Raw genomic sequence first — 14376 nt, forward strand, 5'->3', positions numbered from 1 at the left:
GGAAGGGGCCTCTGTCATGGATGCAGGCGGTCAGGCGTTGCTGAAGCGTTCCTTGAGTTCGTGGAGCTGGCTCTTGAGTTCTTCGGGCAGGGATTCGCCGAAGCGGGCGTACCACTGCTCGATACCCTCGAGTTCCTCGGCCCATTCGACGGCGTCGACGTGCACGGCGGCCTCCACCTCGGCCGGGGTCATGTCCAGGCCGGTGAGGTCGAGGGCGTCTCCGGTGGGGACGAATCCGATCGGTGTCTCGACAGCGTCGGCCGTGCCCTCGAGCCGTTCGACGACCCATTTGAGGACCCGGGAGTTGTCGCCGAACCCGGGCCAGGCGAACCCCCCGGACGCTGTCCGGCGGAACCAGTTCACCAGGAAGATCTTCGGCAGCCGGGACTGGTCCGCGGCGGCGCTCAGGGTGAGCCAGTGGCGCAGGTAGTCGCCGGCGTCGTATCCGATGAAGGGCAGCATGGCCATCGGGTCGCGGCGCACCCGGCCCACCTGGCCGGCTGCGGCGGCGGTGGTCTCGGAGGACAGCGTGGAGCCCATGAAGATGCCGTTGGCCCAGCTACGGGACTGCGTGACCAGCGGGACGGTCGTCTTCCGGCGGCCGCCGAAGAGGATCGCGGAGAGCTCGACGCCGTCGGGCCGGTTGAACTCCTCGGCGAGCATGTCGATCTGGTCGATGGGCGTGCAGAACCGCGCGTTCGGGTGCGCTGCGGGGTGGTCCATGTCCGGGGTCCAGTCGCGGCCCTGCCAATCGGTCAGGTGCGCCGGCACCTCCTCGGTCATTCCCTCCCACCACACGCCGCCGTCGTCGGTGAGGGCGACGTTCGTGAACACCGAGTTGCCCTTCGCGATGGCCCGCATCGCGTTGGGGTTGGTGTGCCAGCCGGTACCGGGCGCGACGCCGAACAGGCCCGCCTCGGGATTCACGGCCCGGAGCTCGCCCTCCTTGCCGAAGCGCATCCAGGTGATGTCATCGCCGAGGGTCTCGACCTTCCAGCCCTCGATCGTCGGATCGAGCAGTGCCAGGTTGGTCTTGCCGCAGGCGGACGGGAACGCCGCGGAGAGGTAGTAGGTCTTGCCTACCGGGGAGGTGAGCTTGAGGATCAGCATGTGCTCGGCGAGCCAGCCCTCGTCGCGTGCCATGACGGACGCGATCCGCAGGGCGTAGCACTTCTTGCCGAGCAGGGCGTTGCCGCCGTACCCGGAGCCGTAGGACCAGATCGAGCGCTCCTCGGGGAAGTGGACGATCCACTTGTCCTCGTTGCATGGCCAGGGGACGTCGGCCTCGCCCGCTTCGAGCGGGGCGCCCAGGGAGTGCAGGGCCGGGACGAACCCGGCATCGAGTTCGGTCATGCGGTCCAGGACCGCCGTACCGATGGTCGCCATGATGCGCATGGACGTCACCACGTAGGCGCTGTCGGTGATCTCCACCCCGAACTTCGGGTCCTCGGCGTCGAGGTGTCCCATGACGAAGGGGATGACGTACATCGTCCGGCCCCGCATGGAACCGGCGAACAGGCCCTTGAGCTTGGCCTTCATCTCGGCCGGGTCCATCCAGTTGTTCGTGAAGCCCGCCTCCCGCTCGTCCCTGGAGCAGATGAACGTCTGCTCCTCCACCCGGGCCACGTCCTTCGGATCCGAGAAGGCAGCGAACGAGTTGGGGAAGGTCTCGGGGTTCAGCCGTACGAAGGTCCCGGACTCGACCAGGCCGTCCGTGAGGCGCCGGTTCTCCTCCTCGGAGCCATCCACCCACACGACGTCGGCGGGCTGCGTCAGCTCCCGCACCTCCCGCACCCAGGCCAGCAGGCCCGCGTGCGTCGTCGGCGCGGGACCGGAAGCATCTGCCCACGCGCTATCGCCAGGATCAGCGGTGGTGGTGCCGGTCGCAGACTTCTGTACGGGATCGCCCATTACTCTTCCCTTCGTTGGGGGACTCGGTGTTCATCGATGCTAGGGGCGCGATATTTCGGGCAAGGGCTCGGTGTGCGAAACACTGGAACGAGCATGCCGACGATCCGCGCCGTTGCGGGATTGTCCAGCGCTTACACCTGGCGTTGCTGTGACGAAGGTCACCTAGACCGGTCTAGGTGGAAGGAGGGGAGGCTGCTGATTAGGCGTCCCGGAAAATCCACGCTAGAGTTGTCTACGGCCAAACGGCCCGCTTGTAGGACGGATTCGCACTGCGGATCGACGGACTACGGATGCGTGCGTAGCTCAACGGATAGAGCATCTGACTACGGATCAGAAGGTTGGGGGTTCGAATCCCTTCGCGCGCACCACGGTTGAGTAGAACCACTGAAAGGCCCCGGCTTCGGCCGGGGCCTTTCTGCGTCGGGTTGCCCGCCTGCCGGGTGGATGGAAGGCTCTGCCTATGAGTGAATCCCAGACCACCGATGTCATTGTGATCGGCGCCGGCGCCGTCGGCGAGAACGTTGCAGGCCGGGTGGTGCAGAAGGGCCTCTCGGCGGTACTCGTCGAAGCCGACCTGGTCGGCGGTGAGTGCTCCTACTGGGCATGCATGCCGTCCAAGGCACTCCTGCGGCCCGGAACCATCCTCAACGCGGCGCGCGGCGTCGCAGGCGCGCGTGAAGCGGTGACCGGCACCCTCGACACCCGCCAGGTCCTCGACCGCCGTACGTCCTTCACCTCGAACTGGGACGACTCCTCCCAGGAGGAATGGGTCGCTTCAGCAGGGATCACGCTCGAACGGGGCTGGGCGAAGCTGTCCGGTGAGCGGGAGGTGACCATCAGCCACAAGGATGGTTCCGAGACCCGATACCGGGCCAACCACGCCGTCGTCCTGGCGACCGGCTCCACACCGACCGTGCCGCCCATCGACGGGCTCGCGGAGCTGGACTACTGGACCACGCGGGAGGCCACCTCGGCGAAGGAGGTCCCGAGCAGCCTCGCCGTCCTCGGCGGCGGCGTGGCCGGTATCGAACTGGCGCAGGCCTACGCACGGCTCGGCGCGGAGGTCACGGTCATCGCGCGCAGCGGAATCCTCGGCAACTACCCGAAGGAGGCGTCGGACCTCGTCCTCGACGCTCTGCGGGGCGAGGGACTCACGATCCTGACGGACACGGGCACGAAAGCGGTCCGCAAGGACGGCGGCGTGTTCGTGCTCGACGTCGGGGACGGCCGGACCATCGCGGCCGAGAAGCTCCTCGTCTCGACGGGGCGCCATCCGCACACCGCAGGCCTCGGCCTCGAGGACCTCGGACTGGACCCTAAGACGATCAGGGGCGATGACACCGGGCGTGTGCCCGGCGCCGGCGGTTGGCTCTATGCGGTGGGCGACGCCGGCGGCAGGGTACAGCTGACGCACCAGGGCAAGTACGAGGCACGCATGACCGGGGACGCCATCGCTGCGCGGGCCCACGGCACCCTGGGTGACTCCGCAGCGGACTGGAGCCCCTACGCAGCGACGGCGGACCGCGGCGCCGTCCCCCAGGTCGTCTTCACCGATCCGGAGATCGCGATGGTGGGGCGCACCCTCGAGCAGGCACGCGAGGACGGCGTCAATGCCTCCGAGACGTCACTGCCGATAGCCGTCGCCGGCTCGTCCCTCCACTCGGACGGCTACAAGGGCTGGGCGCAGATCGTCGTGGACGAGGATCGCAGGGTGCTCGTTGGAGTCACGTTCGCCGGACCGGAGGTGTCCGAGATGCTGCAGGCCGCCACCATCGCCGTCGTGGGCGAGGTGCCCCTGGACCGCCTGTGGCACGCCGTACCCGCCTACCCGACCGTCAGCGAGGTCTGGCTGCGCCTGCTGGAGAAGTACGGGCTGTAACCGGGGCGATGTGTCGGGTGAGGCGTCCGGGGGGCAGGCTCTGCTGTGCGCGCAGGAGACACGTTGTGGAAACACGCTGTCCCGTTGGAGTTTCAGCATCGAATCCACCGTGACCGCAGGTCCTCCCGAAGACGGACCGAGTCCTGTTGACTCAACTTCAGAGCGACTGACCCAGCCTCTGGGAGAGGTGGTCAGGGTGGACGAGATGCGGCTGGAATTGCTGGAGGGTCAGATCAGATTGCCCGGGATCGGGGCGCTCCGGGCAAAAAGCGGCAGACCTGCTGCCTTAGAGGTTATAGATGACGCAGGGCAGGAGATCGATGTCTTCTCAGTTCTTCTCCGCGATCTTGTTCTGGGGACATACGTCCTTCGACAGTGCGTTCGTACGGCGGACAGTAGCCTGACCATCGGTGGACTGACCGGATGGAGGATCATAGGGCGGCGTCGAGGGTGACGAAGCCGTAGCCTGCCGACCGGAGCTGGGAGATCACCTGCGGGAGGGCCGCGGCGTCGAGCGTTGAGCCATCGTCGGGGTTCGAGCCGAGGTGCATCAGGACGATCTCCCCGGGCTGCGCGGAAGCCATGACGCGCTGGACGATGAAGCTCGGGCCGCGCGTTCCGTTCATGGTGCCTTGCCAACCCAGTGTGTCAACGGTCCACCGGATCGCCGCGTAACCGGCGGCGTTCACGTCTGCGATTGTGCGGGGATCGCGGGCGCCCAAGGGGAAGCGGAAGAACGGTAGTGGGTCGCCTCCAGCGGCCCTGATGGTCCTCTGCGCGCTGCTGATCTCGGTCGCGATCTGGGCGTCGGACAGGGTGGTGAAGTCTGGGTGGGTCATGGAGTGATTGCCGATTCGATGCCCCGCGTTATAGATCAGCGCCGTGTCAGAGGGGAACTGGTTGACCCAGTTTCCTGTGAGGAAAAAGGTGCCTGGGACGCCGTTGGCTGCGAGGGTGGCGAGGATCGGTCGGAGGGCGGCATCGTTGGCACCGGCGTCGAACGTGAGCGCGACAACCTTCTGCGTGGTCGGGATGCGCTCGAGGTCCACGCCCAGGAGCGTCGACGGAACGCTGGTGTAAATGACCTCGGTCCTGCCGCTGGCCGCATGCCACAGGATCGAACCGCGCTGGAAGTCGCTGCGGCGCCCGCCCGTGATGCCGTACTCGCCGCTGGTCGGGTAGCCGAGCCGGCTGCGCTCCCAGCCGAGAGCCACCCACCGGGCTCGGATGGCTCCGTACACCTCGTGGGCTCCCGTGGCGGGCGACCAGTAGATCGACGAGCCGGCATTCTGGCCGCTGAAGTGGTTGTACCGGCCGACCCCGTCGGGGGTGGCGGTCTCGTCCGTGAGCGGGAAGCCCAGGAAACCGGCCGGTCCGCCGAGCGTGAGATAGCGTGCGCGGATCGCCCCGTGCACCTCGTGCGCTCCGGTGCCGGGGCTCCAGTAGACCGACCCCCCGGCGAAGTCGTTGTACCGACCAGCGGCGCCCGGGGTCGCGGTCTCGTCCGTGAGCGGGAAGCCCAGGAAACCGGCCGGTCCGCCGAGCGTGAGATAGCGTCCGCGGATCGCCCCGTGCACCTCGTGCGCTCCGGTGCCGGGGCTCCAGTAGATCGTGCCGGCGGTGTAGTTCTGGGCGCGACCCGCAGCGATGTCGTAGGTGCTGCCGACTGGCGTGCCGAGGAACGATGCGCTGCCGCCGAGCTGCTCATAGTGCTGGACGATCGCGTCGTCGCCGGCCTGCTCGACCGCCATCAACACTGAAACGCTCCGCTGTGCAGTCACCGCTGATGCGGCGGCCGCGAGCGGCCCCAGAGCCGTACCCCCGAGGCCACCGCCGAGGGCGAGGACGAGGGCTAACACCATTCCGAGGACGGCGGGGCGAGACCGGCGCATTGTGACCCCTTCGTGCTGATCGAGGCATGCGAGCTTTGGTCAAGACGCTAGGCCCCAAGGGGATGCCCGGGTAGGGCCATAAGTCCCGAACCGCTTTCCGACCACCCGCGCCACCGTCCGCGGTGCGGCCGCAGTCGCCGCGCACTGGGGCCCGTTCGAAGAGCAACCGGGTGCCAAGGGTCCCCGGGGGAAAGACAGCCGGTCGGGGAAGAAGACTGCAGGGCCAGAGCGGAACGGTCTCCAGGACCCGTGGAAGGGTCGGCCGACTCCGCCGATCACGAGCTCTGCGGCGTCGCGCGGCCGTCGATCTACTGCACACTCTGAACCGCGGCGCCTCCTGGCGTCTGGTCCTACTCCGCGTCCTCTGGCTCCTCGCCGACTTGCCGATCTTCGCTATATCTCGACAGGCCCGGAAATCTCCATCTCATGTGGCTTCCAGGAGCCGCGGGACGCCGCGGGTGCTGGATCGTGCTACTCCAGGAACATGGACGTTCTCCGGTGGCCAAGATTCAGCGCTTCGTCTGGCAGAGGGCAGGGCTGGCCGGAGCGTGAATGCATCCGCCTGCCCCCCATGTTTGCCGCCCCTAAGGTCCTTGGGCGGCTTACCCAGCGCCTCCGCCAGCACTCCGCTTGCCACGGTTCCAGGCCGATCAGCGAAGGCCCGACGCCCGGCGCACCACGAAGTCGGTCACCTCGGCGTCGCGCCCGTCGAGCTCGGCCCACTCGCCGCCGTAGGACAGCACCGTGAGGCCCGCTGTCGGGTAGTCCGTGGCGAGGTCCATCACCGCCCGCTCGCTCGAGCGGACCGAGGCGAGACGCATGGCCAGTTCCTGGATCCCGGGGTTGTGCGCAATGACGAGCAGGCTCGTGACGGTCGGCGGCACATGGTTGATGAGCGCGAGGATCTCCGTGGGCCGCGCCGCGTAGAGCTCGTCCTCCAGCTTCGGCGTGGGCGCCTTGTCCCCGAGTTCCGTGCAGACCCAGGTGCAGGTCTGGCGCGTACGCAGTGCGGTGGACACGAGGATGGAGTCGGGGACGGCGTCGTGCTCCATCATCCAGCGCCCCACGAGCGGGGCATCCGCGTGGCCCCGCGAGCTGAGCGAGCGCTCGTGGTCCGGGATGCCCTCCTGGAACTCGGCCTTGGCATGGCGCAGCAGCAGGAGCTTCTTCAGGTGATGGGAGGCCATTTCCGAAGTCTATGGCCTCCCGGATGCAGGCAGAGGGCTAGATCGAGTACTCGGGAGCAGCCCAGACAACCACTTCGGGGTGGTCGTAGAAGCGGTAGCCCTGGCCGCGCACGGTCCGCACGGTGTTCGCGAGGCGCCCGAGCTTGGACCGCAGGCGGCGGATGTGGACGTCGATGGTGCGCTCGTTCGGTACCTCGTCGGCGTTCCGCCACAACCCGCTCAACAGCTCCTCGCGGCCGACGGTGCGTGCAGCGTTCTCAACGAGGTAGTTCAGCAGTTCGAACTCCTTGAACGTGAGGTTCAGCGTCTCCCCGTCGAGGTGCACCTCGCGTCGTGACAGATCGATGAGCACGCCTGTCGGGCGGGCCGGCTGCGCCTGCGACGGCGCCGGGGCGGCATCGGGCCGCGGGCGCCGGGCAACGGTGGGGTCACCGAGCGCGGCACGGACCACGTCGATATCGGAGCCGGGGGCGTCTGCCGGCGCCAGGGCGACTGCCGCATGGCTTTCCGCCGTCGGCACGAGGGTCCGGACGTACGCCCGAACGTCCTGCGCGAGCTTCGAGAAGGTGGTTCCCGCCGCAGCTGCGGTTGCCTCGTCGAGCGCGACGTAGAGCACGAAGCCACGCGCCGTCGTGTCGCCGGTGACCGCCTGCGGCCCCGGTACGCCGTTGGGTGCGACGACGGGGACGGGAGCACTCATGGGTGCGGCGTCTCCCCCGGGCACGGCCTGGAGGCGCGAGTGCTGGTGGGGCACCTGCGTCGCGTGGACGTTGAAGGACGGCGCGAACTGCTGGCGTGCCTGGCGGTTCTGGGGGGAGCGTTGGGAGATATGGACGTAGCCCGGATTTACTGACATGAATACAACCTCGTGAAGTGTGCCGTCATCACGGCTCGAATGCGGGGTGTGCCCGGTCGGGATGAAGAATGATGCCCGCCGTTGGGCTTGAAATGCGTAGAAAAGGTTTGGGTATAACCGTTACGCGTGCATTCGATAACAGCGGAGGTCCGCTCCGGACACGATGTCCAGGGAGGGCGCTGCGGCTGCAGATGCGGGTGAGTTGGTGTTCACGTGACGAATTATTGCATGTAACAATCGGCTACGCGCAAGTAACAATGCGGAATGTCCAGCATGCGAACAGTAGGACCACGAAGACGTTCGGCTGACCGGGCGCTGGGGATCCGGAAGGCGGCCGCTTCACACGGAGGCCCCGCCCCCGCTGTGTGCTAGCGGGAAACACGCTCCTCGCGCTTGCGACCGGCACGGGCTGCGAGGAACAGCCCCGACCCGACTACCACATACGCGACAGCGCCGAGCCAGACGACGCCGGTCTGCTGGGTCAGCAGGGCGATGCTGGCGATGATCGCGAGCACCGGTACGATCCGCGGCACCGCGAAGTGGGCGTGGTCCACCTTGTCCTTCTTGAGGACGAGGATGCTCACGTTGGCCGACAGGAACACCAGGAGCAGCAGGAGCACGGTGGTCTCGGCCAGCGTGCCGACGTCTCCTACCAGTGAGAGGACGATGGTCAATCCGGCGACGACGACGATCGACACCCATGGCGTGCGCCGCTTGGGCAGCACGCGGGCGAAGGCTCGCGGCAGGAGTTCGGCCTCCGCGAGGCCGTACCCGACCCGGCTGGCCATGACCATGAACAGCAGCGCGCCGTTGGCGATCGCGACCAGTGCGATCAGGCTGAACAGCCAGGGCGGTATCCCGGCACCGCTCGCCGTCACGACGGCGAGCAGCGGTCCGGTGGACTCCGCGAGTTCGGTCGGCGGAAGGACGATGACCGCGCCGATGGCGATCAGGAGATAGACCACTGCGGCCGTCCCGATCGCGCCGAAGAGGGCGCGGGGGTACGCCCTAGACGGGTTGTGCACCTCCTCGGCCATGTTCGCCGCCGCCTCGAAGCCGAGGAAGGAGAAGAAGGCGATGACGGATGCCGCGAAGGCACCCTGCAGGGGCGGCACATCCGGGGCGAACTCGAGGAGCCGGGCCGGCTCACCGTTGCCACTGCCGAGCACGACGGCCGCAAGCACGATCACGAGCACGAGGCCGGTCACTTCGATGACAGACGCGACGAGGTTCGCGGCAAGGGACTCCCTGACGCCGCGGAGGTTGATCAGCGTCAGGAGGATGATGAAGACCACTGCTGTCGGAGCAGCCGGCACGTCGATGAGAGCGGCCAGGTAGTCGCCGGCGAAGGCATTCGCCAGGGCCGCCGCCGTGGTGATGCCGGAGGCCATCATCAGGAACCCGACGAGGAACGAGAGGTACGGGATGCTGAAGGCCCGGTCGACGTACCGTGCCGCACCGCCGGCGTGCGGGTACTTCGTGATGAGCTCCGCATAGGTTCCTGCTGTGAGGAGGGCCAGGACCAGCGCGATGAGCAGTGGCAGCCAGATCACGCCCCCGACGTCGTCGGCCATGGTACCGACGAGCGTGTAGATCCCTGCCCCGAGCGTGTCGCCCACGATGAAGGCGAACAGCAGCGGCGTGCCGATCGCACGCTTCAGACCGCCCTCGGTAGCCGGCTCGGTCGCGCTGATGTCCTTCGTCATCGCACCATTCGACCCCGGGGCCGGCGCAGGCGCAACCCCTCGGCGCCGTCCTGCTCGCCGTTGTCAGGTTCCTGTCACCGCGTGACGGCCCGGAATCGGCAGGGTTGCCCTAGCCGACGACGCCGTAGAGGCGGTCTCCCGCATCCCCGAGGCCCGGAACGATGTAGGACTTCTCGTTGAGCTTCTCGTCGATCGAGGCCAGGACGATCGTGACATTGCGGCCCTCCAGCTCCTCCTGCAGGGTCGCGAGGCCTTCGGGAGCCGCGAGCAGGCAGATGCAGGTGATGTCGGCGGCTCCGCGCGCGAAGAGGAACTTGATGGCTTCCCGGAGCGTGCCGCCGGTCGCGAGCATGGGGTCGAGCACGAAGACCTGGCGCCCGGTGAGGTCGTCCGGCAGGCGCTCGGCGTAGGTGATGGCCTCGAGGGTCTCCTCGTTGCGGGCCATGCCGAGGAAGCCGACCTCCGCCGTCGGAACGAGGCGCGTCATGCCCTCGAGCATTCCCAGGCCTGCCCGCAGGATGGGGACCACGAGCGGCGTGGGCTTCACGAGGCCGGTGCCCTGGGTGGCGGTGACAGGGGTCTCGATGGATACGGTCTCCACGCGGACGTCACGGGTGGCCTCGTAGGCCAGCAGGGTGACGAGCTCCTCGGTCAGGAGGCGGAACACCGGCGACGACGTGTCCTTGTCCCGGAGAACCGTGAGTTTGTGGGCTACCAGGGGGTGGTCGACTACCAGTACACGCATGGGTCAAAAGTACCATTGTGCCCATGAACCCCTCCCTTCCTCCCGTGGATCCGGATCACTGGGCGTGGATGGGATCGGCCCTGGACGCGGCCGCACTGACCCGCGCGAGCGCTGACGTGCCCATCGGTGCCGTCGTCGTCGGGCCTGATGGCGGCGTGCTCGGCACCGGGTGGAACCAGCGCGAGGAACTCGGCGACCCGACCGCGCACGCGGAGGTGCAGGCGATCCGCGCCGCAGCGCGGAAGCTCGGCGCATGGAGGCTCGAGGAGTGCACCCTGGTGGTGACCCTCGAGCCGTGCGCGATGTGCGCCGGGGCGTCCGTCCTGGCCCGTATTCCGCGCGTGGTGTTCGGGGCGTGGGACGAGAAGGCGGGAGCCTCGGGATCGGTGTTCGACGTCCTCCGCGAGCGCCGGCTGAACCACTGGACCGAGGTGTTCGCGGGCGTCCGCGAGGAAGAGTGCGCCGCCCTCCTCAAGGTGTTCTTCGCCACCCGGAGGTCCGGTTCCGGCTCCCGGTGATACTGCGTAGGCTGAGGGGATCCGCAGCATCCCCTTCTCATAAGGAGTAGACGTGGCAGATCAGCAGGACGGTTTGAAGGAAGTACAGGACATCCTCGGCAAGGCCGACATCGCGATCCTCACCACCGTGAGCCTGAACGGTCAGCTTGTGAGCAGGCCGCTCGCACTGCACGGCAAGGATTTCGACGGCGACCTCTGGTTCTTCACCGAGGACCCCTCCCCCAAGGCGGACGAGATCCGCGCCAACCCCCAGGTCAACGTCTCGGCGAGCACCGGCAAGGGCTACGTCTCGATCGCCGGCACGGCCACGCTGACGAAGGACCAGGCGAAGATCGACGAGCTGTGGGGGCCGTCGGTGTCCGCCTGGTTCGAGAACGGCCGCGACGATCCCGCCGTCGCCCTCATCCACGTCGACGCCGACACCGCCGAGTACTGGTCGATGGATGCGCCGCGCGTCGTCTCGGCCGTGAAGATGGTCAAGGGCCTCGTGACGGGCAGCAAGCCGGACTCCGGCAAGAACGAGGTCATCGAGCTGCCCTAGTGCCTTGCGTTTTGGGTGTTGGGCGTCTGAGCCGGTAACGTAGTGGCGTTGGTGACGTGTCCGAGCGGCCGAAGGTGCAACACTCGAAATGTTGTTTGGTGTAAAAGCCAACGTGGGTTCAAATCCCACCGTCACCGCCAACTGAGAAGGCCCTGCTTCCCATGTAGATCAAGGGAAGCAGGGCCTTTTGCTCTGTCGGAGACCGGCCATTGGCAAAGATTTGGCAAAACTCTCCTTGGGCGCCCCTCGCCCAGCCGTCAACTTCTCGTGTCAGCCCCACAAGGGCCTCTCTTTAAGAGCGGCGTGGGCAAAAGCGCGTCGCTGAGCTTTGTCTACGTCAAAGGCCGCCGGCGTGGCGGATGCTGAGCCGCAGCAGGTCCACGCGCCGGATCTGGATATGGCGGATCGCTTCGGCCAACTGTTTGCGTCCGGTAACGCGGCTGTTGTCGTTCGCGTTGCCAGCGTCCAACGCCGCGGACACGGCCTCGTCCCGGCTGCTGCTCAAGACACCGTTGACGACCTCCTTGCACTTACCGTCGCCGCTGATCGAGACGATAAGGGCGTTGCTCGCGAACGCCGATCGTGTGTCAGGTCGATGGCGTGACCGGCCCGCTCGAGCAAGTGGCCCCAGCCATACCGGACTCGGTGTCATAAGCTAACTTCTCGGCGATGCACTCATGGCACGTGCGGTGGGTCGCCAGCGTCATCCGGTGTCCTGATGTGCCACACGTTCCTCCCGTCGTCGCGTGGTTGCCTTCCCTGGGGTTCCGAGCGCTGAGTCAGTACCTTGGCACTCCGGGGCTCTGTAAGTACAGCGTGCACCCTTGAGAGCCTTTGGGTGCAGGCGCGCTTTCATCGAGCTGGGTAGTGAAAAGTCCATGGGCTTGCCGCCAGTGGCGCAAAGGGCAGCTGATTTACAGTGATGTTGCTATCCTGACCGCACATCACCGCTAGACCCTCTTGCCCGCGATTACGGGAATTTGGAGTGGCCGAGATGCGGGTAGGTCACCCTTGGTGTCCGGCGCTCACCTGAAGTGTGTGCTCACATGGTGCTCACGACCGCCGACCACGTCGAACCCATGCTGACGTCGTAGTGATGTCGTAAGGTGAAGGATCACCGCGCAACCACGCGGCCGACGCTGACCACCCGGGGGATCACAGGCATATGAGCAGTCAACCACCTGTGCAGTTGAGCACGTTTCGGCCGCTCCGGTTGACACCACTACCGGTACTAGTGTTCATTTATGACTGAACACACGAAAGAGATTCTTCCGGGGTGTGATGTCGTTCTTGCGATGGTGAGGAGGTCAGGGGAATGTCCGACAGAAGCGTTCCTAGGGTCACTCGACAGGCGCTTCCTGGCTCGATACCAGCGCTACTTTGAGCGCCTTCGAGACAACCACTCAATCAAGAGTCCCGAGAACCTTCGCTTCCTAAGATCAGGGAGCAATGGCACACAAGTTTTTGAGTTGAAAGCCGATAAGTATCGGCTATACGTGGTTAAGCACATGATGACTTGGTACACAACTCATGGTGTCGCAAAAGTTAAAGATAATAGAGTACCCGGCGAGATCGACAAAGCATTGTCGATATTTTGGGAATGGAATGGGGCAAAACAGTGAGCAGCATATTTCCTGTTGGAGATGCAGCGTACGACGTCACCTATGCCGAAGAAAGCGCAATGGTTGACGCGAGTGAACTGATTGCAGAAGGTCTGATTTCTAGTGGCATGAGCCGAGCAGATCTTGCTCGCGCCCTCGGAGTACGACCTGGGGAAGTTACGGCACGGCTCAAGGGTGAGCGGAACATTACGGTTAGGAACCTCGCGAAGACGCTTGAGGCCCTTGGCTTACGTCTCGAATTGGGGGCTACGAAAAAGGAACCAGCGAAGCACCGACGCAACCCGCGCCCTACTCCATGGGAGATTCATTTCCAAGGGTTAAGCGCTCAAGTGGTTCGCCCGCGCCCGAAGGTGGAGCACTCTCACTCCGCAGCAAGTAAAGTCAACGCACTCCTGAACGGCCGCCAGTGAGCGAGATTACGACCAAGGCGTTCATGTACGGAGACCCAAAGGTCTTCTCCCTAGAAGGGCATGATCATTCCGGTGAGGCACATGAGATCGTTTGGACATGCGCATACTCGCCACCAGATGATGACGACGACTTTCGCGCCATAATTGGCACGCTCCACGGGGCTACCTCTGATGCGTCATTTACAGTTTCCGTAGGAGCACTCTTCGTTGAGACCGGGGTTGTGGAACGCTCAGACCTCGACGCCAATTATGAGCAGTATCTGGAAGCTTCCGAGGCTCTCGAGACGCTGTATAGTCACGCCCGGCTTCTATGCAGGAGTGTCCTCGCGCCTCTAAATTCGGATGCCGATATTCCACTCGAACCCCCTTCCATAGCCATCGAGCCAATCACCTACAGTGACACAGACGATGCCAAGGACAGCGAGGACGACAGCTGATTGGGAATCAGCCGGCACCCGTTCTGCCCGCATCATTGCTGGAAGGTTTTGGCGCGTGAGCACAGCGTGAGCACGCTTGCACCTCGCAGTTACGCCTCAAGCAGCGGTCGCCAACCAGGGGCCGCCGCGTCAAGCGCGTCTGCCCGGTCAGTCCACAAGGGGCCGGCCAAGCACCTTTTGGGCTGGGAGATCATCCAGATTGCTAGCGATCGCTCCTCCGAGCCCTTCGCGGCTTCATAACTGGGGCGATGCCCTCCACCTTCAGGAAGGCTTGGGAGGCGTCAAAGCGCTGCTCCCAGTGGTCCCTTGCACGGGGCGGGGTAGATCAGTCGAGAATCTGGTCCAACAAAGCCACTTGGTCTGGCGTCAGTCGGCCGACGTAATGCTCGTGGCGCTGCGGGTACAGGTACAGGAAAGCGTGGCACTGCCGCTCCCAGGTGAACCGGTCCTGCCGAGGGAGCCGGCCCATCGTCTCGACGAACCAGCGCAGGCTGTCGTAATTCTGCCGCCAAGTCAGCATCGGGTGTTTACGCGGGAGCGCGGGTTGATTGTGGAGGACTAGGTGTACTTAGACAGTAGGTTGGTTGCACCGGGTAATGGGTGGTTTGCCTCCGAGGCTGCCGTGGGGGCGCTGGTGGTTGTAGAAGTGTAGCCAGTGGTGGAGGGCGTCGG

The 14376-nt window shown here is 65.7% G+C and carries 15 protein-coding genes and 2 tRNA genes; 8 read left to right on the forward strand and 9 right to left on the reverse strand.

Going from position 1 to position 14376, the window contains the following annotated elements; translation table 11 throughout:
• Positions 1 to 30: 30 nt before the first annotated feature.
• The gene (locus tag ACIQCY_RS15475; RefSeq protein ID WP_400484790.1) at positions 31 to 1911 is read right to left on the reverse strand and encodes a phosphoenolpyruvate carboxykinase (GTP); all 1881 of its coding nucleotides are present in this window, start codon (positions 1909 to 1911) and stop codon (positions 31 to 33) included.
• A 292-nt stretch (positions 1912 to 2203) separates the two neighbouring features.
• Here ACIQCY_RS15475 and ACIQCY_RS15480 point away from each other — a divergent pair.
• A tRNA-Arg gene (locus ACIQCY_RS15480) sits at positions 2204 to 2279 on the forward strand.
• 92 nt (positions 2280 to 2371) lie between these two features.
• Positions 2372 to 3790, forward strand: coding sequence for a dihydrolipoyl dehydrogenase family protein (locus tag ACIQCY_RS15485; protein ID WP_400484791.1), 1419 nt, complete (start codon positions 2372 to 2374; stop codon positions 3788 to 3790).
• 431 nt (positions 3791 to 4221) lie between these two features.
• Here the strand turns inward: ACIQCY_RS15485 and ACIQCY_RS15490 are convergent, their stop codons facing one another.
• The 5 genes from ACIQCY_RS15490 to upp form a co-directional block, all read right to left on the reverse strand.
• Positions 4222 to 5682 carry a polysaccharide deacetylase family protein gene (locus ACIQCY_RS15490; protein WP_400484792.1) on the reverse strand — a complete coding sequence of 487 codons (1461 nt, stop codon included), beginning with the start codon at positions 5680 to 5682 and terminating at the stop codon, positions 4222 to 4224.
• A 650-nt stretch (positions 5683 to 6332) separates the two neighbouring features.
• Positions 6333 to 6869, reverse strand: a complete 537-nt coding sequence (locus ACIQCY_RS15495; RefSeq protein ID WP_400484793.1) for a SixA phosphatase family protein — start codon at positions 6867 to 6869, stop codon at positions 6333 to 6335.
• Positions 6870 to 6906: 37 nt separating this feature from the next.
• Positions 6907 to 7725 (reverse strand): winged helix-turn-helix domain-containing protein, encoded by an 819-nt coding sequence (locus ACIQCY_RS15500; RefSeq protein WP_400484794.1) that lies wholly within the window; start codon positions 7723 to 7725, stop codon positions 6907 to 6909.
• Between the two features lie 368 nt (positions 7726 to 8093).
• Complete coding sequence (locus ACIQCY_RS15505) at positions 8094 to 9431, reverse strand: APC family permease (protein ID WP_400484795.1); 1338 nt, start codon at positions 9429 to 9431, stop codon at positions 8094 to 8096.
• Between the two features lie 109 nt (positions 9432 to 9540).
• On the reverse strand, positions 9541 to 10176 hold the full coding sequence (gene upp, locus ACIQCY_RS15510) for a uracil phosphoribosyltransferase (protein WP_104048935.1): 636 nt from the start codon (positions 10174 to 10176) through the stop codon (positions 9541 to 9543).
• A gap of 23 nt (positions 10177 to 10199) precedes the next feature.
• Here upp and tadA point away from each other — a divergent pair, with 23 nt between their 5' ends.
• The 3 genes from tadA (at position 10200) to ACIQCY_RS15525 (ending at position 11375) form a co-directional block, all read left to right on the forward strand.
• Positions 10200 to 10694: a tRNA adenosine(34) deaminase TadA gene (gene tadA / locus ACIQCY_RS15515; RefSeq protein WP_400484796.1), complete on the forward strand. Its 495-nt coding sequence runs from the start codon at positions 10200 to 10202 to the stop codon at positions 10692 to 10694.
• A 52-nt stretch (positions 10695 to 10746) separates the two neighbouring features.
• Complete coding sequence (locus tag ACIQCY_RS15520; RefSeq protein ID WP_400484797.1) at positions 10747 to 11235, forward strand: pyridoxamine 5'-phosphate oxidase family protein; 489 nt, start codon at positions 10747 to 10749, stop codon at positions 11233 to 11235.
• A 50-nt stretch (positions 11236 to 11285) separates the two neighbouring features.
• Positions 11286 to 11375, forward strand: a tRNA-Ser gene (locus tag ACIQCY_RS15525).
• A 197-nt stretch (positions 11376 to 11572) separates the two neighbouring features.
• Here the strand turns inward: ACIQCY_RS15525 and ACIQCY_RS15530 are convergent.
• Positions 11573 to 11887 carry a diacylglycerol kinase family protein gene (locus ACIQCY_RS15530; protein WP_400484798.1) on the reverse strand — a complete coding sequence of 105 codons (315 nt, stop codon included), beginning with the start codon at positions 11885 to 11887 and terminating at the stop codon, positions 11573 to 11575.
• A 592-nt stretch (positions 11888 to 12479) separates the two neighbouring features.
• Between ACIQCY_RS15530 and ACIQCY_RS15535 the strand changes: the two genes are divergently transcribed.
• The 3 genes from ACIQCY_RS15535 to ACIQCY_RS15545 are packed head-to-tail and all read left to right on the forward strand — an operon-like array spanning position 12480 to position 13704.
• Positions 12480 to 12857 carry a hypothetical protein gene (locus ACIQCY_RS15535; RefSeq protein ID WP_400484799.1) on the forward strand — a complete coding sequence of 126 codons (378 nt, stop codon included), beginning with the start codon at positions 12480 to 12482 and terminating at the stop codon, positions 12855 to 12857.
• A 59-nt stretch (positions 12858 to 12916) separates the two neighbouring features.
• The gene (locus ACIQCY_RS15540; RefSeq protein ID WP_400484804.1) at positions 12917 to 13267 is read left to right on the forward strand and encodes a helix-turn-helix domain-containing protein; all 351 of its coding nucleotides are present in this window, start codon (positions 12917 to 12919) and stop codon (positions 13265 to 13267) included.
• Positions 13264 to 13704, forward strand: a complete 441-nt coding sequence (locus ACIQCY_RS15545) for a hypothetical protein (RefSeq protein ID WP_400484800.1) — start codon at positions 13264 to 13266, stop codon at positions 13702 to 13704. The genes ACIQCY_RS15540 and ACIQCY_RS15545 overlap by 4 nt, the downstream gene beginning before the upstream one ends.
• 325 nt (positions 13705 to 14029) lie before the next feature.
• Here the strand turns inward: ACIQCY_RS15545 and ACIQCY_RS15550 are convergent, their stop codons facing one another.
• Positions 14030 to 14224, reverse strand: a complete 195-nt coding sequence (locus tag ACIQCY_RS15550) for a hypothetical protein (protein ID WP_400484801.1) — start codon at positions 14222 to 14224, stop codon at positions 14030 to 14032.
• 48 nt (positions 14225 to 14272) lie between these two features.
• Positions 14273 to 14376 (reverse strand): integrase core domain-containing protein (locus tag ACIQCY_RS15555; RefSeq protein WP_400484805.1); only part of this gene is annotated, 104 nt, incomplete at its 5' end.

Source organism: Arthrobacter sp. NPDC092385 (genome assembly GCF_044755105.1).
Taxonomy (GTDB): Bacteria; Actinomycetota; Actinomycetes; order Actinomycetales; family Micrococcaceae; genus Arthrobacter_D.

Bases quoted from the DNA above. Each gene is read 5' to 3' on its own strand.
- ACIQCY_RS15535 (WP_400484799.1), top strand. From the start codon at position 12,480: ATGACTGAACACACGAAAGAGATTCTTCCGGGGTGTGATGTCGTTCTT.
- ACIQCY_RS15530 (WP_400484798.1), bottom strand. From the start codon at position 11,887: ATGACACCGAGTCCGGTATGGCTGGGGCCACTTGCTCGAGCGGGCCGG.
- tadA (WP_400484796.1), top strand. From the start codon at position 10,200: ATGAACCCCTCCCTTCCTCCCGTGGATCCGGATCACTGGGCGTGGATG.
- ACIQCY_RS15485 (WP_400484791.1), top strand. From the start codon at position 2,372: ATGAGTGAATCCCAGACCACCGATGTCATTGTGATCGGCGCCGGCGCC.
- ACIQCY_RS15550 (WP_400484801.1), bottom strand. From the start codon at position 14,224: ATGCTGACTTGGCGGCAGAATTACGACAGCCTGCGCTGGTTCGTCGAG.
- ACIQCY_RS15495 (WP_400484793.1), bottom strand. From the start codon at position 6,869: ATGGCCTCCCATCACCTGAAGAAGCTCCTGCTGCTGCGCCATGCCAAG.
- ACIQCY_RS15540 (WP_400484804.1), top strand. From the start codon at position 12,917: ATGGTTGACGCGAGTGAACTGATTGCAGAAGGTCTGATTTCTAGTGGC.
- ACIQCY_RS15505 (WP_400484795.1), bottom strand. From the start codon at position 9,431: ATGACGAAGGACATCAGCGCGACCGAGCCGGCTACCGAGGGCGGTCTG.
- ACIQCY_RS15500 (WP_400484794.1), bottom strand. From the start codon at position 7,725: ATGTCAGTAAATCCGGGCTACGTCCATATCTCCCAACGCTCCCCCCAG.
- upp (WP_104048935.1), bottom strand. From the start codon at position 10,176: ATGCGTGTACTGGTAGTCGACCACCCCCTGGTAGCCCACAAACTCACG.
- ACIQCY_RS15490 (WP_400484792.1), bottom strand. From the start codon at position 5,682: ATGCGCCGGTCTCGCCCCGCCGTCCTCGGAATGGTGTTAGCCCTCGTC.
- ACIQCY_RS15475 (WP_400484790.1), bottom strand. From the start codon at position 1,911: ATGGGCGATCCCGTACAGAAGTCTGCGACCGGCACCACCACCGCTGAT.